The 21,899-nt window shown below is 43.3% G+C and carries 16 protein-coding genes and 1 riboswitch; of the genes, 6 read left to right on the forward strand and 10 right to left on the reverse strand.

Features of this window, described 5'->3' with window-relative positions; translation table 11 throughout:
* Nucleotides 1–5: 5 nt before the first annotated feature.
* Complete coding sequence (locus tag IGI89_RS15325) at nucleotides 6–3,134, reverse strand: AAA family ATPase (protein ID WP_438735823.1); 3,129 nt, start codon at nucleotides 3,132–3,134, stop codon at nucleotides 6–8.
* Between the two features lie 2 nt (nucleotides 3,135–3,136).
* The gene (locus tag IGI89_RS15330; RefSeq protein WP_438735824.1) at nucleotides 3,137–4,258 is read right to left on the reverse strand and encodes an exonuclease SbcCD subunit D; all 1,122 of its coding nucleotides are present in this window, start codon (nucleotides 4,256–4,258) and stop codon (nucleotides 3,137–3,139) included.
* Between the two features lie 254 nt (nucleotides 4,259–4,512).
* Between IGI89_RS15330 and anmK the strand changes: the two genes are divergently transcribed.
* From anmK to IGI89_RS15345, 3 genes are all read left to right on the forward strand, one after another.
* The gene (gene anmK, locus IGI89_RS15335) at nucleotides 4,513–5,673 is read left to right on the forward strand and encodes an anhydro-N-acetylmuramic acid kinase AnmK (protein WP_194199452.1); all 1,161 of its coding nucleotides are present in this window, start codon (nucleotides 4,513–4,515) and stop codon (nucleotides 5,671–5,673) included.
* Nucleotides 5,674–5,694: 21 nt separating this feature from the next.
* Nucleotides 5,695–6,990: a PTS sugar transporter subunit IIC gene (locus IGI89_RS15340; RefSeq protein ID WP_008379718.1), complete on the forward strand. Its 1,296-nt coding sequence runs from the start codon at nucleotides 5,695–5,697 to the stop codon at nucleotides 6,988–6,990.
* Nucleotides 6,991–7,108: 118 nt separating this feature from the next.
* Nucleotides 7,109–8,200, forward strand: coding sequence for a DUF871 domain-containing protein (locus IGI89_RS15345; RefSeq protein ID WP_005236769.1), 1,092 nt, complete (start codon nucleotides 7,109–7,111; stop codon nucleotides 8,198–8,200).
* 53 nt (nucleotides 8,201–8,253) lie between these two features.
* Here IGI89_RS15345 and IGI89_RS15350 read toward each other — a convergent pair whose 3' ends face one another.
* On the reverse strand, nucleotides 8,254–8,889 hold the full coding sequence (locus IGI89_RS15350; RefSeq protein WP_005229679.1) for a lysophospholipid acyltransferase family protein: 636 nt from the start codon (nucleotides 8,887–8,889) through the stop codon (nucleotides 8,254–8,256).
* A 137-nt stretch (nucleotides 8,890–9,026) separates the two neighbouring features.
* Here IGI89_RS15350 and IGI89_RS15355 point away from each other — a divergent pair, with 137 nt between their 5' ends.
* Both IGI89_RS15355 and IGI89_RS15360 read left to right on the forward strand, forming a co-directional pair.
* Nucleotides 9,027–9,761, forward strand: a complete 735-nt coding sequence (locus IGI89_RS15355) for a tRNA1(Val) (adenine(37)-N6)-methyltransferase (protein ID WP_005236774.1) — start codon at nucleotides 9,027–9,029, stop codon at nucleotides 9,759–9,761.
* A complete protein-coding gene (locus IGI89_RS15360) occupies nucleotides 9,751–10,029 on the forward strand; it encodes a GIY-YIG nuclease family protein (RefSeq protein WP_438735825.1) in 279 nt (92 codons plus the stop codon). The genes IGI89_RS15355 and IGI89_RS15360 overlap by 11 nt, the downstream gene beginning before the upstream one ends.
* Before the next feature lie 83 nt (nucleotides 10,030–10,112).
* On the opposite strand, the gene IGI89_RS15365 is transcribed toward IGI89_RS15360, so the two are convergent.
* Nucleotides 10,113–10,805: a hypothetical protein gene (locus IGI89_RS15365; RefSeq protein WP_008379712.1), complete on the reverse strand. Its 693-nt coding sequence runs from the start codon at nucleotides 10,803–10,805 to the stop codon at nucleotides 10,113–10,115.
* A gap of 231 nt (nucleotides 10,806–11,036) precedes the next feature.
* A riboswitch (Fluoride riboswitch) is annotated at nucleotides 11,037–11,109 on the forward strand.
* Nucleotides 11,110–11,203: 94 nt separating this feature from the next.
* Between IGI89_RS15365 and IGI89_RS15370 the strand changes: the two genes are divergently transcribed.
* The gene (locus IGI89_RS15370; protein WP_008379710.1) at nucleotides 11,204–12,415 is read left to right on the forward strand and encodes a chloride channel protein; all 1,212 of its coding nucleotides are present in this window, start codon (nucleotides 11,204–11,206) and stop codon (nucleotides 12,413–12,415) included.
* Nucleotides 12,416–12,477: 62 nt separating this feature from the next.
* On the opposite strand, the gene efp is transcribed toward IGI89_RS15370, so the two are convergent.
* From efp to IGI89_RS15400, 6 genes are all read right to left on the reverse strand, one after another.
* On the reverse strand, nucleotides 12,478–13,038 hold the full coding sequence (gene efp / locus IGI89_RS15375; RefSeq protein ID WP_005229668.1) for an elongation factor P: 561 nt from the start codon (nucleotides 13,036–13,038) through the stop codon (nucleotides 12,478–12,480).
* 74 nt (nucleotides 13,039–13,112) lie between these two features.
* Complete coding sequence (locus IGI89_RS15380) at nucleotides 13,113–14,051, reverse strand: cation diffusion facilitator family transporter (RefSeq protein ID WP_034872243.1); 939 nt, start codon at nucleotides 14,049–14,051, stop codon at nucleotides 13,113–13,115.
* 104 nt (nucleotides 14,052–14,155) lie between these two features.
* Nucleotides 14,156–14,725, reverse strand: a complete 570-nt coding sequence (locus tag IGI89_RS15385; protein WP_005236782.1) for a DUF2179 domain-containing protein — start codon at nucleotides 14,723–14,725, stop codon at nucleotides 14,156–14,158.
* Nucleotides 14,726–15,067: 342 nt separating this feature from the next.
* Entirely contained in the window at nucleotides 15,068–18,085 is a 3,018-nt protein-coding gene (locus IGI89_RS15390) for a WxL domain-containing protein (protein WP_438735826.1), read from the reverse strand.
* 409 nt (nucleotides 18,086–18,494) lie between these two features.
* Nucleotides 18,495–19,256 (reverse strand): hypothetical protein, encoded by a 762-nt coding sequence (locus IGI89_RS15395; protein WP_016613236.1) that lies wholly within the window; start codon nucleotides 19,254–19,256, stop codon nucleotides 18,495–18,497.
* Nucleotides 19,257–19,337: 81 nt separating this feature from the next.
* Complete coding sequence (locus tag IGI89_RS15400) at nucleotides 19,338–21,791, reverse strand: glycogen/starch/alpha-glucan phosphorylase (RefSeq protein WP_016613235.1); 2,454 nt, start codon at nucleotides 21,789–21,791, stop codon at nucleotides 19,338–19,340.
* Nucleotides 21,792–21,899: the final 108 nt, after the last annotated feature.

Raw genomic sequence — 21,899 nt, forward strand, 5'->3', positions numbered from 1 at the left:
TCTCCTTATTCTTTTATTCGGATCCGGCTTTGCCCGCTGCCGTTGGTTTCTACGAAAACTTGCTGCAGGATCCTTGCCCGCAGTTCTCGAACATGACTGATGATCCCAATCATGCGCCCTTCATTTTCGATCATTTCTAATGCTTCCATCGCCATTTCTAATGATTCTTCATCAAGCGAGCCAAACCCTTCATCGATGAAAAGTGCTTCGATCTCAATCCCGCCAGCTCGTTGCTGGATCACATCTGCTAAAGAGATTGCTAACGCTAAGGCTGCAATAAAGCTTTCACCGCCTGACAGTGTATGTGCTCTTCTGACTTGACCAGCATTATCGTCATAGATGTCAATTTCTAAGCCTGTTGAGCTTCGATAGCTCCCAACTTTATCCGCTAATTCAAATTGATAGCGGCCACGAGTCAACCGAGCCAAGCGTTCATTGGCGACTTCTAAGATCTCTGTCAGAAATTGCTGCAGTACATACCGTTCCAAGCTGGTTTTTTTGACGTTTTCGCCGTTGATGGTTTCTGCCAACTGCTGAAGTTGGCCTAATTGGGCCAGTTCTTCGACATTTTGCTGATAAATGACCTGCAGCTCGTCAAACAACCGTTGATTGCCGTTGACTTTCTCCTGTTTGCGAACTGTTTCTAGCTGTAGTTCCTCCATCACGGTCTGCAACTGAAGGTAGTCAGCTTCCAATTGGTTTAAATCAATCGCAGCTTGCTCTTTTAACTGTGCATCTAACAATGCTAGCCGTTGCTGAACAAACACCGTTTCTTGCTCATAGGTTTTGATTTCTTCTGAGAGAACGGTTGTTTGAGCGGCTTGGGCAATCAATTCCCGCATCGTTTCCTCAGTCATACCAGCTTCTTGAAGTCGCTGCGTCAGTCGTTGTTCTGCTTTTGTCTTAGCCGCTTGCTTTTGTTCAAAAAATTGCTGCAGATTTTTCAGCTTCTCTGAAAGAATCGCTTGCTGTTCGTTTAGCTGCGCTTCTTGTCGGGCATCAGCCTCAATTTGTTGCGTATATTCCCTCAGTAAACCATTGGTTTTTGCTAAATCGGCTTGTAATTGTTCATACGTTGCGCCTGCAAGTTGTTCCTGTAAAGAAGCCAATTTCCCCTCCGCAAGCTGGCGCGCTTCTTGGGCTTTTTTCGCTTGCTCACTGACTTGCTGATAGGACTCATTTAACGTTGCTAATTTCTCATTTACTGCCTGATGTTTCTTCTGCGCGTCTTCATAAGAAGCGGCTTTTTGTTGATTGAAAGATTGCCGTTTCTTTAGTTCCGCTACCGCCGTTTCCTCGGTAATCGTCTCTTGGTTTTCTATCGGCTGCAAGGCAGCAAATGCCTGTTGAACTGCAGTCCAAGCGAATGCCACTTGCTTCTGCGCAGCAACACTGGTGGCTTGCCATTCGCTGATTCGCAATGTGGCTTGCTCCTGCAGCGTTTGATTTGCCGATACTTGCTGCTGGATCTTCGTCAATTTTTCTTGTGTTTGCTCAAGTCTTTGTTCACTGGCAATGATGTCTTCGATGCGATAGGTCGTGTGCTCCTGTGTATTCGGATGATCCAATGATCCGCAAACCGGACAGGGTTCATTTTCTTCCAGCAAAAGACGAAGCCGAGCAATTTGCATTCGAGCATTTTGACTGGTTTCTTGTTTTAACGTTTTTTGCAGCTCCAGCAAGGATGCTGCTAATTGCTGTTGTTCAAGAACCAACTCCGAATGAATTTGTTGCTGTTCCCCTGCTTTTTGCTCGGCTTCACGAAACTGCGCTTTTGCTTGCTGCCATTTTTCTACCAGAGCCTGCGTTTCTACTAATTTCACCGCTTCTGCTTGAAACCCTCGCAATGCTTCGATTTCTTCTGCCAGATGCTGCGCTTGCGCTTTGGCACTTGCTTGCGCTTGGTTTATCTTCGTTAATTCGGTGGTCTGTTTTTGTGCGGCTTTTTCAAGTTGCACCACTTCTTCTTGCTGCGCTTGTGTGCGCTGTGCTAGCGGGATCTGCTGCTGGATTCGTTGAACTTTTTGACTAGCAGCTTCCTGTTTTTTCTTGATGCCGTCAATCAACGCTCGTTGGTCTTGCCAGCTTACTTGTTGCTGCTGAATTTCTTGCAGCTGCTGCTTTGTTTCGTTGATTTGCTGAGTAGCTTGCTGTGCTTCTTTCACTCGTTCTTCTTTTTGCTGCATGATTTCTTGATGTTCAAGCGCCCACACCAACTGGTTCAACTGTGCTTTTTTCTGAGCGATCTCGGTTTTTTTAGCATGCAGCTCTCGGGCTTTTTCTTGTAGACCTTGCCATTCGATCCGTGCATTTTCAATTTCTTTTGCACGGTAAAAAGCGTCTTGCGCAGCTTTCATTTCTTGGATCGCTTGGTCTTTTTTGTGCAATAACTGCTGAAGCTGCGCCTGTTGTTTTTCTAAATCCTGCGCCCACAAAGTAAGACCTTCCGCAACCGTTAAAACCTCCTGCGCTTCTTCCCATTCAAAGCGCTCCATGATTTGCGAGGCGAGCAGCTGCTGATGCTCAAGCTTTTTACTTTGTGCTTTGACTTGCTCTTTCAACCATTCATTAAATTGTTGATACATTTCCGTGCCAAATAAATTCCGTAAAACGCGTTCTTTCTCATTGCTGCTGGCAATCAGAAAATTACGAAATTCTCCTTGCGGCAACATCATGATTTGAAAAAACTGTTTTGCATCCAGCTGCAGCAGATCCTTGATAAACGCATCAACTTCTGTCCGTTTACTGATCTGCTTTTTCTCTTTGCCATCGGCGTCAAAAATCGTCAATTGAACTTTTGCCGTTTGGTTGGTGACCCCGTCACCACGTTTTTTTGCTAACGTCTGTTCCGGTTTCCGTTGGATCTGGTAGGTAAAACGCTGATGTTCAAAAGTAAACGTGACGCTGGTCTCTTCGGTTGGTGAAGCAAACATCGATCGCATTTCTTTGCCTGAGCGCAGATTCCCCGATGTTTCACCGAACAAGGCAAACGTCATTCCATCGAAAATCGTCGTTTTTCCTGCACCAGTTTTGCCGCTGATCAAAAACAACCCGCCAGCTTGCAGCTGACTAAAATCCAATTTTTCATCAATGAATGGACCAAAATTTTTCACTTGTAAAGACTTCGGTTGCATGACTATTCCCTCTTTTCCACGACAAATGCTTCATTTAATCCTTGTTCGATCCATTTGGTTTGTGAATCGAACAATGAATCTCCCGTCATTTCTTGAAAAAAATGACTGATCAAGGTCTGCGGGTCGGTTTCTCGTGTCGTTAGCTGTCTTTTTTTCGTCTGTTCTCGTCCATTCAACCGTTCGACAGACAAAATAAATGGATAGATTTTTCGCAACTGATTCATCATATTTGGAATCACAGCACGATCCGTCAGCAGAAAATGCCAAAACGCCTCACGATCCAGATCACGGTAAAAAACCGGATCGATCAACTCCTCAAAGGACGCCGTCAGCTGCTGGATATCCCTTTTTGGTGTCAGTGGAATAAATTCATTGGTATCTTTTACAGTATCAATAAGATAGATCCCTTTTTGGTTCGTCCGTTCAGAAAGGGAAAATTTCAGTGGTGAGCCGCTGTACCCGATCTTTGGGTGTTTGAGAGCCGTATTGGCATGTAAATGGCCTAAAACAACCCGATCAAAAGGCGCAAAAGCGGTGGTCGGTACGCTGTCCAATCCGCCAACTTGAATTTTTGTTTCTGAATCTGTTTGGCTAGAACCCGCCACAAAAAAATGGGTCACTAGCACTTGCTTTTTGGACGAGTCAAAGTTCTTGGTCATCTCCTCAATGACTCTTTGGACACTATCAGAAATCTTCATTAATGGTTCATCAAAAAACAAGCGGGCCTCGATGGGTTCGAAATACGGTAGTAAAAAGAATTGTGTATCGTCAAACTCAACCGGGTGCAAACTTTGTTCGATGCTGGTGGACAGGTAAAAGCGTGTTTGTTGAAACCACTGACTGCCGGTTTCTAAACGAGTTGGACTATCATGATTTCCTGAGATAGCCAATAATGGCAGTTCATTCGTTAAATTGATTTCAGCGATTTTTTCATTTAGTAATTTGACTGCATCAACAGCAGGAACCGAACGATCATAAAGGTCCCCCGCAATGACGATGGCATCGACCTTTTCTGCTCTTGCTAGCGCTATGATTTGATCAATGATTGCTCGTTGGTCTTCCAGCAGATCATAGCCATGTAGTTTTTTTCCGATGTGCCAATCAGCTGTATGTATAAAGCGCATTTCTTCACCTTCTTAAAAAATATCCTTCCAATCATTATACCACTTTCCCTGATCGTTAGACATCTCTCTTCCAGCGAAATTTCATTTACCACCCATTTTTGATAAAAATAGCGAACACCTAACATCATTATTTTGAAATGTTTTTTCAATTATAAATTTATATATTGAAATATAATTACACTTCATTTACAATGAGTGTGAAATCGAATTCAACAATCGCTTTCATCACTATTCTAAAAGAAAGGAGAAACGATATGCTTGCAATAGGACTCATGTCAGGAACCAGTTTGGATGGAATCGACGCTGCTTTAGTAAAAATCAACGGCTGCGGTATCGAAACTGACGTCCAGCTGATGGAAATGCTCACACTGCCCATTGATGAAGAATTGAAGGAACGAATAAAAACTGCTTGTGATCCGGTGGAATCAAATGTTCCCCTCATCTGCCAATTAAATACTGAATTAGGGTATCAATTTTTGAAAGCGTGTCAAATCCTCTGCCAAAAAGCCGGTATTGAAGAAAAAAGCATTGATTTTGTTGCCAGCCACGGACAAACGATCTGGCACTCCCCCGATGCTGATCCAGCGAAAAACAGCACCTTGCAAATTGGCGAACCTTCGATTATTGCTTATGGCTTACAAACGAAAGTCGTCGCCGATTTCCGAGTGATGGATATGGCTGCTGGCGGGCAAGGAGCGCCCCTTGTACCTTATACGGACTATCTGCTCTATCAATCAAACGATAAAAATCGTTTATTGCAAAATATTGGCGGCATCGGCAACGTTACGGTTCTGCCTAAAAATGGTGGCTTAAGCGAATTATATGCTTTTGATACAGGTCCAGGAAACATGGTCATCGATGAACTAATGGTTCAGCTATTCGGTCAGCCTTATGATGCGTTTGGTGAAACAGCCCGAGCGGGAGCAATTATACCCACCTTGCAAAAGGAATTAAGAACTCATTTTTATTTGTCCCAGCAACCGCCGAAAAGCACTGGACGTGAACAATTTGGCAAACATTTTGTGCAGCAGCTAATGACCGAATATCCCCAAGTAGCATCGGAAGACTTGGTGAGGACTTTAACCGATTTCACCGCATTTTCCATTGCTGACAGTTACCAACGGTTCATTTTCCCTCAGTTGGGAACAAATGATATTGAAGTGATTCTTTCAGGTGGTGGCGCCCATAACCATCTGCTGATTGAGATGATCGAAGGCTATTTACCCGAAACAGTAGCCGTTGTAACACAAGATGACATTGGCGGTTCGAACGATGCCAAAGAAGCGGTGGCTTTCGCCATCTTAGGAAATGAAACCCTTCACAGCCGTGTCAACAATGCCCCTGCAGCAACCGGGGCAGCCCAAGGCGTGATTTTAGGAAAAATCATTCCGAATCCATGGGAAACAATAATGTAAAACATCTTAGGAGGATAAACCATGTTAGATAAATTCACTCAGTTCATCGAACGCCATCTGGCAGGACCGATGGAAAAACTTGGCAGCCAGCGTCATTTGCGAGCGGTTCGTGACGGGATCGTTTCAACATTGCCATTGATTATCGTCAGTTCGTTCTTTATGATTTTAGCCTTTCCACCGCTACCTCAAAGTTGGGGCATCTATCAATTCTTGTCTAGCAATGCCACAACCATCTTATTGCCTTATCGAATGACGATGTACATTATGAGCTTGTATGCTGCATTCGGGATCGGATACAGTCTTTCTCGCTCTTATAAGCTTGATGGTCTTTCAGGCGGGATCTTAGCTACGACCGCCTTCTTACTGACCTTCACCCCGGTCAATATCCCAGCAGAAGCGTTGGATGCTGCCGGAACGGTCGGTTTTGTCTTGCCAATGGCCAATTTAGGGAGTGCTGGTATGTTTGTGGCGATCATCACCTCGATTCTTGCCGTTGAAATCTATCGGTTAACGGACAAATCGAAATTCAAAATCACGATGCCAGAACAAGTCCCACCTGCAGTCGCTCGCTCTTTTGAAGCCTTGACTCCCACTTTAGTGATCATTTTAGGAATGGGCGCGATCACTTACTATATCGGTTTTGACTGGCACACGATCGTGGCAAAAGTGGTCGATCCTTTAGTCAGTGCCGCAGATACCTTGCCAAGTGTGCTTTTGATCACCTTCTTGACGACCTTCTTCTGGTCATTCGGGATCCATGGTGCTTCTATCGTTGGTTCACTGGCTCGTCCATTATGGTTACAGTTGTTAGAAGGAAATACAACAGCGCTTGCATCGGGAGATATGATTCCCAATATTGCAGCCGAACCATTTTATCAATGGTTCATCTGGATCGGTGGGGCTGGTTCAACGATTGGTTTGGCTATCTTGTTAGCGTTTCGCACCAAATCGGAATTCGGTTCAAAACTAGGAAAAACAGCCTTGATTCCAGCTATTTTCAACATCAACGAACCACTGATATTCGGTACACCGATCGTCTTGAATCCAATCTTGATCCCACCATTCATCATTGCGCCTTTAATCAATGGTGTCATTGCATGGGTCGCCACCTCAGCAGGTTTAGTCAATGCCGTCACGGTCAATGCCCCTTGGACATTGCCTGGACCAATTGGTGCTTTCTTAGCGACTGGCGGCGATTGGCGTGCGATCGTGCTGAATGTTCTTTTGATTCTTTTATCGATTCTGATCTATTACCCATTCGTAAAAATCTATGACAAAAACGAATTGGAAAAAGAAAATCAACCAGTCACACAATAATTTGTTGATAAAGGTCGGACGAAGCACCCATCAAGACCATCGGAAGAAGCGCTCCTCAGCAGCATTTTTCGATACTAAGAGGTGCTTCGTACGATTTTTTTAGAAAGAGGGAAAACCATTGAAACGAGAAATTGGCCTTTCGATTTACCCCGACCATAGCGATCCTTTACTGGATCAAGACTATTTAAAAAAAGCTGCTGCCCTTGGTTACTCTCGCTTATTTATGAGTATGCTAGAAGTCAGTGAAGGCAAAGAGACCGTCAGAAAAAAATTCTCTTCGATTATCGGGTTTGCCAAGAACCTTGGGTTTGAAACGATTTTAGATATTTCCCCAGCTGTTTTTAGTGATCTGGCGATCTCTTATGACGATCTAAGCTTCTTTGCAGAATTAGGTGCGGACGGTATCCGCTTGGATCAAGGGTTTGATGGCAGCAAAGAAGCCCAACTGACCTTCAATCCATTCGGCTTGGCGATTGAATTAAACATGAGTAATGATGTGAACTATTTAGAAAATATCCTTTCTTATCAAGCCAATGAACCTTTTTTATATGGCTGCCACAATTTTTACCCCCAACGAGGCACAGGCTTAACGGAGGCTTTTTTCCGCAACTGCAGTCAACGTTTTAAAAAATATGGGTTGAAAACAGCCGCCTTCATCACTAGTCAATCAGCCAAGATTGGCCCTTGGGAAGTCAATGATGGCCTGCCAACCTTAGAATCTTGTCGCGATTTACCTTTGGCGTTGCAAGGAAAGCTGCTTTTTGCTTCTGGGTTGATCGATACGGTGATTATTGGCAATGCCTATGCGTCGGATGCAGAACTGAAAGCTCTGGCGGCGATCGATCGCTACAAACTGACCTTTGGCGTTTCCGTAGAAGCAGAAGCCAGCGAAATCGAACGGAGGATATTAGCTGAAACCAATCATTTTCGTCGCGGTGACAGTAATGCGTTAGTCGCTCGGTCCACACAATCACGGGTGAAATACCGTCCCATCGAAAACCTCCCTCATACAAACCAAGAACCGTTTGCTTATGGGGACATCGTTATCGGCAATGATACCTTTGGTCAGTACAAAAACGAATTGCAGATCGTTTTGACCCCTCACCAAGACGCCCGAAAAAACAAAGTCGGTGCTATCCCAAAAGAGGAGTTGCCTTTGTTGGAATATTTGAAACCATGGACCAAATTTGCTTTCGAATTGTTGGATTAAATCATTAGAAAAAAGCCGCTGATCACAAAAGGATCAACGGCTTTTCTTAGGTATTAATCTTCTCTTTTGGACTCATCGATTTGATAAACAAATGACGGATCGATCGCTTGATCCAGTGTGTCAAATGCACCTTGGATGCGCCGTTCCACTTCCGCCAAGCCCTCTTTGTCCATCTTTTTGATGTCACTGATATCGATTGGCTCCCCAAAACGGACAGTCACTCGCTTGCGTTTAAATAAATCCTTTAATGTCAGCGGTCCTTGATAAACAGAGGGAACGATCTTGACTTTGGCCATTTTCGCGATCAACGCCATGCCACCTTTTAAGGCCGTTGCATGTCTCGTACCACTTGGGAACATGATCAAGCTAAGATCGGTTTCCTTCAAGATTTTGACTGGCGTCTTTACCGCGCTCGGTCCAGGTTTGTCCCGTTTGACTGGAAAAGCATTGGCATGAATCAAAATGAACCGTAAAATCGGGTTTTTGAACAGCTCTTCTTTCGCCATAAAACTGAATTTCTTTGGCCGAGCAGCCACTGCTAGGTACAATGGATCCCACCAGGTTCGGTGAGGAGCCACTAAAATATAGTTTTCATTTTTAGGTAAAACCTCTTTGTTTTGATAACGAGCATTGCCGTTGATCAAAAATAATACTACGCGAACCACACCGCGCATAAAGCGAAAAAACATACTCATTTTCCTTTCTATTTCTCTCCTATTCAAGTATGCAAAAAAACGGTTTAAATGACAAGCCTTTTTTAGCGTTTCCCATTATTCTTAATCGTAGTATAATACATTGAAATGAATTTAGAACAGGAGTATGCTTCATGTTGCAACCGAACGAACGCATTGACCAATTGTATGCCGATGACATCAAGATTATTCAGAGTTCCGAAGTTTTTTCTTTTTCATTAGATGCTGTCTTATTAGCCAATTACGCTAGAGTACCAAAAAGAGGTGTGATCGTTGACCTTTGTGCAGGGAATGGCGCAGTCGGTTTATTTATCAGCAGAAAAACGACTGCTCATATTTATCAGGTCGAATTGCAGGAACGCTTAGCGGATATGGCGCAGCGCAGTATCGAATTAAATGACTTGCAAGAACAGCTGACGGTCTATCCTATGGATTTGAAGAATCTCTTTCAAAAAATCAAACCTGATTCCGTCGATCTTTTGGTCTGCAATCCGCCTTACTTTAAAAATATACCGACGGCGATCAAAAACCCGAATCCCTATTTAGCGATCGCCCGGCACGAGATCACCACAAATTTAGATGAAGTGATCCAAACCGCCAGTAAAGCGTTAAAAATGAATGGAAGGTTTGCGATGGTTCATCGCCCGGATCGCTTTCTCGATATTTTGGACCATATGCGCACCCATCGAATCGCGCCAAAACGAGTCCGCTTCGTCTATCCGAAAGTAGGCAAAGAGGCCAATATTTTATTGATTGAAGGAATCAAGGATGGTAAGGCGGAAGGGTTTAAAATTGATTCTCCTCTCATTACCTATGATGAAACGGGCTCTTATAGTCCAGAAGTGAAGGCGATGCTCTATGGCTGCTGACAACCATTACTTTTATGTCTTACGTTGCAACGACCACTCCTTTTACGGCGGCTATACTACCGATTTGAGTCGCCGCTTATTAGAGCATAACAAAGGGATCGGGGCAAAATATACCCGTCCCGCTAGTCGCAGACCCTTGCAAATGATCCATGCGGAAAGCTTTTCCACTCGCAGTGAAGCCACTCAAGCAGAAGCCGCCTTCAAAAAATTGCCTCGCAAAAAGAAAGAGGACTACCTGATCAGTCATAGGAAAAGCAATGTTCTCTGACCAAGCATGCAAAAAACTACCTGCGCACGGAAGTTTCCTTCTTGAGGGAGCTTTCTTTCGTGACTTAGGTAGTTTTTTTATCGTTATTCATTCCTATTCGGTAACGCCCATTGGGTTTGACTTTTCCCAAATTCTTTCGGGATCACAGAATCAACGGATTGATATTCGAGGGTTTCTTGGGACTTTGGAATCGTAATTGCCGTTAAATAGTTGTTGGTTTCGGAATAGAAACCAATTGTTTCAAAGGAAGGATCAGTCAAATGGTATTGAACCCCCTGCAGTTTAGCAGTTGTTTCCTCATCCACAAAAGTCGGTTGATAGCGAGCATAGTAAACCTGGGCGCCCATTTTAAAATATACGGAGTTATGAGCAGAACCAAGAAATTCAATCTCCCGTTCCACCGGTATTGCTTGATAGATTCCTAAAGTTTCAATCGCTTCATTGCTTTGGATGCGCTGATAAATTGCTGTAGTATCAGATTCGTAATATTTATAGCCTAGAAACATCTTTTCGCGATCTCGGATATTCGGTGTGATCAGCGCATTATACGTTTTGAATTCACCATACACTTGATCCCCAATAAAAAAACCTAATAGACACGTAACGACTATGCCGCCAAGCAATAGCGTCACTTTTGGGTTGCGGTTTTCTCGATAAAGCAGAACCATCAGGAACCCTAATAACGCAATCAGACCAACTACCATGAGAATTGGTAGGATCACATAATAAAAACGCTCACTTTGCAGCCATTTTTCGCTCGTCATAAATGCAACCATTTTTTATTCCTCTTCGATTCCTCACTACTCACTGTCTTACCCTTGGTAAAACAGTAGAAGGATCGTCCTTTCATCCCTTTTCATGCCAATTATCCTCAAGGCGCTCAATTCCCATATAAGTTCTTATGAGATTAATTTTACCATAACTATGTAGAAAAGATAAGTGTTAGATGAATTGCTTTTCACAACAAACATCCATTGACAAAAGGAGGGTTTTATCAGATAATATTGATGCTAATCGGGAATGAATGTCTCCCTCAGTTCTTACTGAAACCGCAATTTTGCTAATGACTTCTACCACTTTTTTTAGTGTGTAGCAGTCATTTTTTTATTTTCACTAGGTCGTCGTATTTGCAGGAGCATTGTTCCTATATTCTTTTTAAAGGATCGTGATAGAAATGATGAAACAAAAAACAACTAATTGGGAACTGACTGCTTTAGGTGTGGTCAGTCTGGTTATTGGCGTATTCGCTGGAGCCGTCGACACCTTCTTTGGGAAGATCCTACTTTCCTTAAGCGCCTTTCGTGATAGTCATTTTTTGCCCTTGATTCTCTTTTTACCCATTATCGGCATTTGTTTTACTTACCTGTTCCAAAAGTACGGTGACCGAAGTCCTCAGGGAATGAATTTAGTGTTTTTAGTCGGACATGAAGAAGAAAAAGACATTCCGTTGCGCTTGATTCCTTTTGTAATGGTGGGAACCTGGCTGACGCATTTATTTGGAGGAAGCGCTGGCAGAGAAGGGGTTGCGGTTCAGTTAGGTGCCACCATCGCCAATCGCTTAGGAAAATGGCTGCGACTAGAAAAGTACGCCAGCACCCTGATCATGATTGGGATGGCTGCGGGATTTGCTGGTTTATTTGAAACCCCGATCGCTGCGACGTTCTTCGCACTGGAGGTACTTGTCATCGGTAAATTCAGTCATCATGCACTCTTACCAACTTTGCTGGCTGCTTTCACTGCTAGTACGACTTCTCAATTGTTAGGATTAGAAAAATTTAGTTTTGCTTTGTCACCGTCCCCCGATTTGACTTTGGCTGTTTTTCTGAAATTACTTTTGATTGGCTTACTATTTGGTATTGTTGGTGGCAGCTTTGCGGGATTATTAGAAACGATGAAACGGATCATGAAACGACGCTTTCCTCATCCTCTCTGGCGCATCGGCATCGGTTCACTCGTGCTAGTCTTACTTTTTGTCCTTTTGTATCATGGTCGTTATTCAGGTTTAGGAACGAATTTGATCAGCGCTAGTTTCACGAATCAACCAATCTATTCTTATGACTGGCTGCTTAAGATGGTGTTAACTGTACTGACTATCAGTATTGGTTTTTTGGGCGGAGAAGTCACCCCTTTGTTTGCGATCGGCGCCTCTTTGGGCGTCGTGCTGGCACCGCTCTTCGGACTGCCTATCGAACTGGTGGCCGCCCTAGGCTATGCCAGTGTCTTTGGCAGTGCTACTAGCACTTTATTTGCACCGATCTTTATCGGTGGGGAAGTCTTTGGCTTTGAAAATCTGCCCTTGTTTGTGATCGTCTGCTCCGTCGCCTACTTTATCAGTAAACCCTATAGTATTTATCCCTTACAAAAATCATTGGCAGACGGGAAATGATTCACTTTTGATCCCTCCTCCAGAGCAAAAGAAAAAACCGCGAACAAGTCGCGGTTTTTTTCTTATTTCGCACGTTTTAAGTAGGTACCTTCAGCTGTATTGATTTCTAGCATTTCGCCTTCTTCAACAAAGTCAGGAACATTGACAACTAAGCCAGTTTCCATCGTTGCTGGCTTGCCTGAACCAGTCACAGTCGCCCCTTTGATCGACGGCTGTGTTTCAACAACCTTTAAGATTACGCTTGATGGTAGTTGAACGCCGATTACTTCGCTGCCGAAGAATTGGATTTTTACTTCCATGTTTTCAAGAATAAATTTCATTTCTTCTTCTACCACTTCAACTGGAATTTCATATTGTTCATAGGTTTCCAGATCCATGAAGAATGCTGTATCATCCATTGTGTATAGATATTGTACAGCTTTCGTATCAATATGCGCTTTTTCAAATTTTTCTTCTGGACGGAAGGTTGTATCATAAGTCGAACCAGTCCGAACGTCCCGTAATTTCATACGCATAACCGTATTTCCCTTACCTGGTTTGTGATGGCTAGCATCTAATACTTTGATAAGTTTGCCGTCTTGAACGAATGTCATTCCAGCTCTTAAGTCACTTGCATTGATCATAATTTTGAAATCTCCTTCACTATGTGATAATCCTTGTCTATTGTATCAAAAAAAGCTGCTTTATTCTAGCTAAATCAGTGGGAAGGTCGCACAAGTTTACGGCGTTTCTCCATATAGTGAGGGTCATACTCATCTGTCTCAATATAAATATAGACTTTTTTATCTGCCATCTGGTGTCGAATTTCGGCTTCGATCTCATTAATGATCTCATAGCCGACCTCTTCTTGTTTCGAGGCAATATCAACTTTTGCCGCAATCAAAATTTCTGATGGTCCTAAATGCACCGTTTTAACATCAATCAAGCGATCAACATCTGGCCGTTCAAATGCTCTTTTGATCACTGCTAGATCCCGTTTTGTGACACTTTCGCCAATCAGTAGACTGTAAAATTCGCGGGCTAAGAAAATGGCTGCTACCATCAATAAAAGACCAATCAATAAACCACTGAAGGCATCAAAAAATGCGTTACCTGTAATCATGGTTAAAATCGTACCAAATAGTGCGATCATTAGGCCGATCATTGCACAGAAGTCTTCTGTGAAAATGATCAGAATCTCACTATGCCGACTTTCTTTCAAAAAACGATAGATTGGTTGACGTTCCACATTCAGTTCGCGGATCTCCTTGATCGCGATCCACAACGAACTTCCTTCAACGATCATCCCGAAAATCAAAATAGCGATCACCAACCAAGCGTTACCAACTTCATGGGCAGGATGCAGCAGCTTTTCTACCGCTTCCATCACACCGAGGGCGCCCCCACCAAAGAAGAGCATCATCGCAACGATCGTGCTAAAAAAATATTTCGCCCGACCTTCTCCAAACTGATGCAGTTCACTTTGGCCCTTTGTTGCCCGTTTATCCCCGATCAATAAAAAGATTTGATTGCTGCAATCCACGACACTATGAATGCTTTCATTCAACATGGCTGCACTGCCACTTAGTGCATAACCGACAAACTTACTAATAGCCACCAAAATATTTGAGATCAGGGCAGCGATGACCGCCATCATACCATTTGCTTTCTTTTCCACACCTTACGCTTCCTCTCATCAATAAATTCCCTGTCTTTTACTCTGCTATTCTTCTCAAATGAATCACGGCTGACTGAGTTTCTTCAATCAACAGGTGCTTGTTTTTTCAACTTTGCTTCTCGGCGGCTGATTTTTTTGGTCCAAAATCCACCTGAGATATACTTGGGTTCATAGCTGATGATAAACGCTCGTTCTTCCACCGCTTTGATGGTTTGATAGAGCTTTTTCTCACTTTTTCTTTGGGAAAGAATCTCTAAAATCAGTCGTGGCCCTTCTAAGCCTTCTCCATAACTTTGTGTAACTCCATAGCCTTCTTGTCGTAAGATCTTTGGCAAACTCTTTTCCTCATCCGTATTACTAGGTAGGATCACTGTGACCATTGTATAGCCCAGAGCCAGCTTATCTTCGATTTTGATACCAATACTGACTCCTGCAGCATAACCTAATGCATAGAACAAGAGATTCAGCGGGTTATCCAAACGATCCAATACCATAGATAAGCCTAAAATATAGATCGTGATTTCGATCATACTCACTAATGGGGCAATCACGCGATACCCTTTCATTGTCAATAAAAATCGCAGTGTGTTCAATGTAACATAGGCGAGATTGATAAAGAAAATCATCGCCAGCATTTGTAGATCAACTTCCATCTTTGATTCCCCCTTGTTCTTAGCATATCAAAAGGCAAGAGAAAATTAAAATATTTGAGCAGGATTTAATTACTAAAATAGCTAAATAAAATTTATACTGGTGAAGACACAGTGCTTAAGTGATTTCATTGATCACTACCATGTCATGATTTTGCTCATTGATCCATTGCCTGTGGTTTCACTCTCTTCTATTGATCGAAAAGCATATCCACCAGAGTGGGAAAAGCAGTTTAAACCACCGCTCGTCTGTTTCAGACAAAAAGAAGTCCAATGGCAACTGGACTTCTTTTTGTCTGAGCAACTTTTACAGTGTTCGATCATATTCACGATTGCAGAACATGCTTACTTGTTTTCCAAGGTTTTTTCGTCAGCACCAGGTACGAAACTCAGCTCCCAATGAAGGGTTCCTTGATAACTTGTTGCTTGCGGCCTCGCGCCAATAGGGATTTCCAGCTCGACACTTTTTTGCATGGTATGCTCGTTTCCATAGCGTTGAATCCAAGTACCCGTCCCTTGATTTTCATTGGCACGTGCAATCACTTGGTTCTGCGGTCCTAGCTCAATTGCTTCAACGTAGTCTGGTGCTTCAGAGCGATTTTCTTTAGAGGTGACCATTTCAATATTATTCAAATGCACACTCGCTCCTTTTAAATAGTGCTTAAACGCATCCGTGCTGACGAACCCTTCCTCAGATAATCGGGCACTCAAGGTCCAGCCATTTGGGAGAAATCGACGATCGGAAACCTGAATATAGTTTGGTCGTTCGGTTGATTCATGATCATCCACTGAAGAAATTCGTTGCGGACGCGCCGGATAGCGGCTTGTCGACGAGCGAATCGGTACTGTACCAAAATCGAATTGTGAAACAAAGTCTATACTGATAAACCCGCGATTTTCTGGTATCAATGGTGGATTTTCAGGTAGAATCGGTTGATCAGGATCAAGGGGATCTTTTGGGTCAACGTCACCAATGGGTTCCACAGTGGTTGATGCTTCTGCCCATTTACCATCAAGAAATGCCTGAGAGGTGACCACCTCACCTTGTGTAAAATACTGGAAAGGTTCTAAATCAGATAGATCAAGTAAATAGTGCCCATTTTCACCCGCTTGTGTGTGAAAGTACTCGCTATTACCGGCACTATCGACTGTCGTTTCAAGCGTCGGTTCTGGCATCAGCCCCTCTCTTTGAAATCGAAGGTAGCTACCAGGATTGGCGGTTCCCGAAATCGTATAGGCATTAGGTAAGGTTCTATCTTCTGTCAAAGGATCGATGGTCACCGTGATGTCTGGGATTCTCTCAAATAATAGACGTTGTGAACGAGAAGCAAACTGCGAGGCAAACCCTCGACTTGTTTCCTCATTCAGTGAAGATACATTGGTCACATTGGTGTTGGTTCCGGAAATCGCCGCAGTCATGGACAGAATCGGTTGCCACTGAAAATCAGATGGATCTCCTGTATTTCCATGCTGCCACTGGCGAATCGCCTGATTCTTTGCAGTGATTCCTCCCCCTTCAATTAGACCATTTGTTGTGGTCGTTATCGGGCGGGTTCTTTGCAAATTGACACGCTTGGCATCGTCGATCGTCAATCTTGCGGGATTGTTGGCACCGCTAAAGAAAAGTAGGCGTTGGACAGGTTGTGGGCTGTCCGTACGAATATCTAAGGTAGCATCTTTGCCTACGTTGAGATTGCCAGTCGTGCCAGAGAAGTGGAAGATATTTGCGGTTGTATTTTGATTTGTTGCTTCAACTTCTAAGGTGCTGCTGTCTTCTAAGGTTACATGAGTATTGGCACTCAACCAGAAAATATGACTATACAACGTTCGGTTTGTAGCAGTAACTGACAAGCGACTTTTTTCCATTAAGCGAATATCATGGGGCGTGCCTGATGTGATGACTGCCGGACTGTTGTTTTGTGTATTTAATGCCAATTCCGCGCCTTTTCCTAACTCAATGCGTCCATTGCCAGCGACAAAGCGAATATTAGCACCGCCTGCTTCACCAGCTGAACCGTTGGCATTTAATGATAGTCGGGCATTATCCCCTAATACGAGACGCGCATTTGTATTATAAAAATCAAGATTTCCTGAGCTGATCGTCGACATTTCGACGTTTGCTCCCTCACGAAGCTCTATTTGGTTGATTTCAAAATTCGCCTGAGTATTTGTGTGAATCATCCAAGAAGCATTGAAGTCTGATGTATATCTAGGCGTTTGGTGTGAAACCGAATGTCCAGAAAAGCTGGCTCGAGAGTGCAACCCGTAAAACAACTGATTGCCCGTATGGTTGAGATTGTGGTATCGAATGATTGAACGCTGCTGATTTGTCATGTTCAAATCATGGTATTCAATTGCCCCCCAAAAGTTTCCATGATAGAGTTCCAAATTTTGCAAGGTAATGTCCCATGGAGAATCAGGATTGACACTGGAATCGCGGAAACAGATCGCTACGGCTCTAAGATCCATCTGATATTTGTCGAGGCCATCGATGATTAACGTTCTTGAAACTCTCGAGGCATTGATATAAACATAGGCTAATCCGCCGTTAGGATTGACGCTGCTGCTCCAGCCGTCAATTCCCGTAATGCCTAAACGAGGATTATCGTTCGTTTGAAAACTGGCTGTCAAATAAATATAATTGACCGTCGGATCGACCATTGCAGCCATAAATTCGACCCAGTTAGCAACCCCTCTCTTTTTTACGTCGTCGCCTAACAGATATAGATTGCCAGGATCTGACTCTGATTCGTCAGGAATCTGGCTTTCTATTTCCTTCTCTTTTGGTAATTGATCCTCTTTGTCCTCTTGATCGAATTGGTCAGTGGAGTCACTCGAATCGGTTAGCGCATCCTCTTGTGTATCCGTAGGGTTTGTCTCCCGTGCTTCCTTTATTTCAAGTATTATCATTGATTCTGCTACTTCAAATGGAAACGCCCCTGCTGTATCAACTACCAATGGAACCAAAAAATCACTTCTAGGGATATCAGTCGTTAGTTTCCAACCATTCTCTTCAGTGGTTGACGTAATTTTGACTCCCTTTGGCAACTCCTCTTCAACAAAAACCGCAGATTGCGGCAACCGGATCGCTATTTCACTAATGGGACGGCCCGTATGAAACGCAACTAGTAACATGTCTCCTACAGTCCCGGCTTTCGTTGATTCATCAAAATAAATGGCAACTTTTCCCTCAGCCTCTTTCTCTCGTATCGGTTCGAATGGGTCACTCGCAACCGTTTCTTCCTCCAGCTGTGCAGCAAAGAAAATGTTTGAAGAAAACACACTCATGGTTGAAAAAAAGTAGAGTCCTCCAAGTAAGCCAATAATGATGGTGAAATATACCTTTCTCTTTTTCTTGTTCATTTGTTGATGCCCCACCTTTCAGCGTATCTTTCCCTTGAAATCGATCATGGATCAGTCCTTCCCAAAGAGCAGCTTTAACCATCAGGACGCTTGCTTCCTTTTTTCAATTACGGCTGATCAGAAAACCACAATCCTGCCATCGATTTTAAATGACAAAAGAAATCGCCAATTAAAATAACAAACATTATAAATAACGATGGTTTTGATCGTTTCACTTTATTCTATAGCCCACGCTATTGCTTAGTAAAATCAGAATATTCCTCAGTCGGTGAAAAATGTAATTCGACTAAGTATTTTGTGAAATCGGCAGTTTCAGCACACAAAAAAAACAGCTAGATGTTCGCCATCTAGCTGAAATCATTCATCGTTATGATCAAAGGACTACTTCTATTAAGAGTAACTGTCTCTACTATTTAGAACGAAAATAGCCATTTGAAGATTCTTCTTGTTGATCGTCTTCAATCATTCCTTTTAATGATCGATCTAAAACGGACCGTTTTTTCTCACCATTTTTTTTATTGTTGGCTCGAAACTCGCTGCGTGTCATCCCAACAGAGGGGTGGCGATTGAATTTTTTGACGGTTGGATCGCTTTCTTCTTTGACTTGATAAGCTGCTGGTTCAGTATCAAATAACAAATAACTTTCTTGTTTTTTTGCCATTGCATCCATCAAATCGTTCGGCGTAATTTCAGGTTTTTGCTCATCTGGAATAATTGATGCAGGAATATATTTAGGCACGAAGTAAGAGCGTCCCGAATATTCTTTTTTCGAAGAAACAGGAACCTCAGCTTTTTCCTTCTTACTAGTCACTTGATAAGAAGAATGGTTCGCTTCTTTGCCAAAAAAATTGGTTTTTCCTGTCGGCATCTGCTCTTTCACCGGACGTTTTCCGTACTGAGGCAAGTTGGCACGGTGATTGGCAAGCTCTTCTTTTTGACGAACATTGTGCCCTCGATCGCGTTGGCTGGAATGCACTTTACGCTGCAAAGATTGATTTTCTTCCTTGTGAGAATGACTCACGGGATCTTTGATTTCGGTTAAAATCCAATCATCTGCTTTACTGAATGCGGGGCGATGCTCGGATTGAAGCTTCACACCGTCTGTATCATCATAAGCAGGAAAACGGAAGTGTTTTCGTTTCACATCTAAATAATTTGCCACTGTACTCATCCTCTTACATGCATTTTTTTCATCATACCACAAATAAAAGAGAATTTCACGAAAGACTGCGCCGTTTCAACCGAAGTCGCTTCAATTGTCTCCCCTTGGAGGCACTGACTCCGTCAAGCTTGCCGCATTTGGTTCTTTGATATGGGCAAATAATGGATCGATCTGCCAAATATCTGCTGCATAATTTCGCACCGTTTCATCCGCCGAAAACTTCCCAGCATTCGCAATATTCATTAGACTGATTTTTTGCCAGCGATGAGTATCTTGATAAGCAATATCCACCCGATGCTGTGCATCACAATAGGCGTGGAAATCTCTTAATAAAAAGTACTCATCATTGTATTTCAAAAGTGAATCAAAAATCTCGCGGCCTTCTACTTGAATATTGGGGATTGTCCCGTCAATAAAGGCATTGACTACACGTTGCAATAGTGGATCTGACTCATAATACGCATAGGCAGAATAATTACGCTGGGCGTAATACTGATACACTTCTTCTTCGGTTAGCCCAAAGATCGCGATGTTTTCATCACCGATTGCATCTCGAATCTCAATATTGGCACCATCTAAAGTGGCGATCGTTACTGCCCCATTTAGCATCAACTTCATATTACTTGTCCCTGAAGCTTCTTTGGAGGCCAATGATATTTGTTCACTGACATCCGCTGCTGGGATAATTTTTTCTGCTAAAGAAACGTTGTAATTTTCTAAAAAAACAACCTTGATTTTATCATTGATGGTTTCATCATGATTGATCAGATTCGCCACTTCATTGATGACTTTAATGATCGATTTTGCGTAGTGATAACTTGGTGCGGCTTTGGCACCAAAGAGAAAGACTCTTGGATGAAACGCAGCAGTTGGATCGTCTTTGACCTCAAAGTAGAGCTTTAGAATATGCATAAGATTTAGTAATTGTCGTTTGTATGCATGCAGACGCTTGATCTGCACATCAAATATTGCCGTCGGATCTACTGTGATGCCCGTTGCTTTTTGAATGTACTGTGCCAGTGCACGCTTGTTACTCATTTTTGCGTCGGCAATTTGTTGGAGAACAGTTTCGTCCTCATAATAGTTTTTGAGTAGTTGCAGGTCTAATGGATCATTGCGCCAGCTTGTACCGATGGACTGATCCAATACTTTGGCTAACGGTTGATTGGCTAGCTGAAGCCAACGCCGTTGCGCGATGCCGTTGGTCTTATTGTTGAAACGGGCAGGATAAATAAGATAAAAGTCATGGAGTACCACTGATTTTAGTAAATCAGAATGGAGCTTGGCTACGCCATTGACACTGTGGCTGCCGATGATCGCGAGATGTGCCATATGGACTTGATCATCAATAATGATTCGCGTCCGTTCCAGTAAGGCTTGCGGATGGACCCCTTGCATCGTTTCCACAAAACGGCGATCAATTTCTTTGATGATCTGATCCATTCTCGGCAAAACTTCTTCAATCATGCGCACGGGCCATTTTTCTAAGGCTTCCGCCATGATCGTATGGTTCGTATAACTCATGACTTTCACGGTGATCGACCACGCTTGTTCCCAAGCAAGACCTTCTTCATCAACTAAAATGCGCATCAGTTCTGGGACGCAAAGGGCTGGGTGCGTATCATTGATGTGGATCGCTACTCGTTCACTCATCATGGCCAAAGGTAAATTCAATTTTTTATAATAACGGACGATACTTTGGATCCCTGCAGACACAAAAAAGTATTCTTGCATCAGCCGGGTCCGTTTGCCTGTCTCATTGGAATCATCGGGATACAAGACCGCTGTCAGATTTTCCAATGCTTGCCGCGATTCTAGTGTCGCGTAGTGCGCCTCATCTTCGGCAGGAACCTCGACACTCCATAAACGCAAGGTATTGAGATGGTGATTTTGGTAGCCAACCATTGCTGTATCATAAGGAACCGCCCGCCAGGTAAAGCCACCTTCATAGACTGGGGCTAATTTCCCGTCCTCTCCGGTAACGAGATAGACATGGCCCCCGAAACGAATAGGCACCGCCTTGCTTTCTTTGCGGACTTCCCAAACATTCCCCGAACGCAACCAGTCATCGGGCAACTCTACTTGATGACCGTCAATAAATTTTTGTTTAAATAATCCGTAGCGATAGCGGATCCCATTGCCATTTCCCGGCAAACCTAAAGAAGCCAATGAATCCATAAAACAAGACGCTAAGCGACCGAGTCCCCCGTTGCCTAAAGCCATGTCTTTTTCCGTCTCTGCAACATCGTCAAGTGAAACCCCTAACTCTTCAAAAACGGCTTCCGCTTGCTCCAACAGCTGCATATTTAACAGATTACTCTTTAACATTTTGCCGGGTAAAAATTCGATTGAAAAATAATACGCTTGTTTCTGATCCTCCAACAAGAGATTTTTTCTGGTCTGGCGCCAGTCTTCTGAATACATTTGCTTCACGACATTGGCTAGCGCCTGAAACAATTCCTGCGGTGATGCTTCATCGATCTCTATCGCAAACAGTTCGTGCACGTTGGTTTCTAACAGATCACGCAATCGTTCTTTTGTCATAGGGTTACACTCCTTTATGCTAACCGTTTATAAAAAAGAAGAATTCTTGCCGCCAGAATGGCTAGTCATACAACTAGCCGCTCTGTTGCAGACAAGGATTCTTCTGTC

The organism is Enterococcus sp. AZ141, assembly GCF_051714385.1.
Lineage (GTDB): Bacteria > Bacillota > Bacilli > Lactobacillales > Enterococcaceae > Enterococcus_D > Enterococcus_D entomosocium.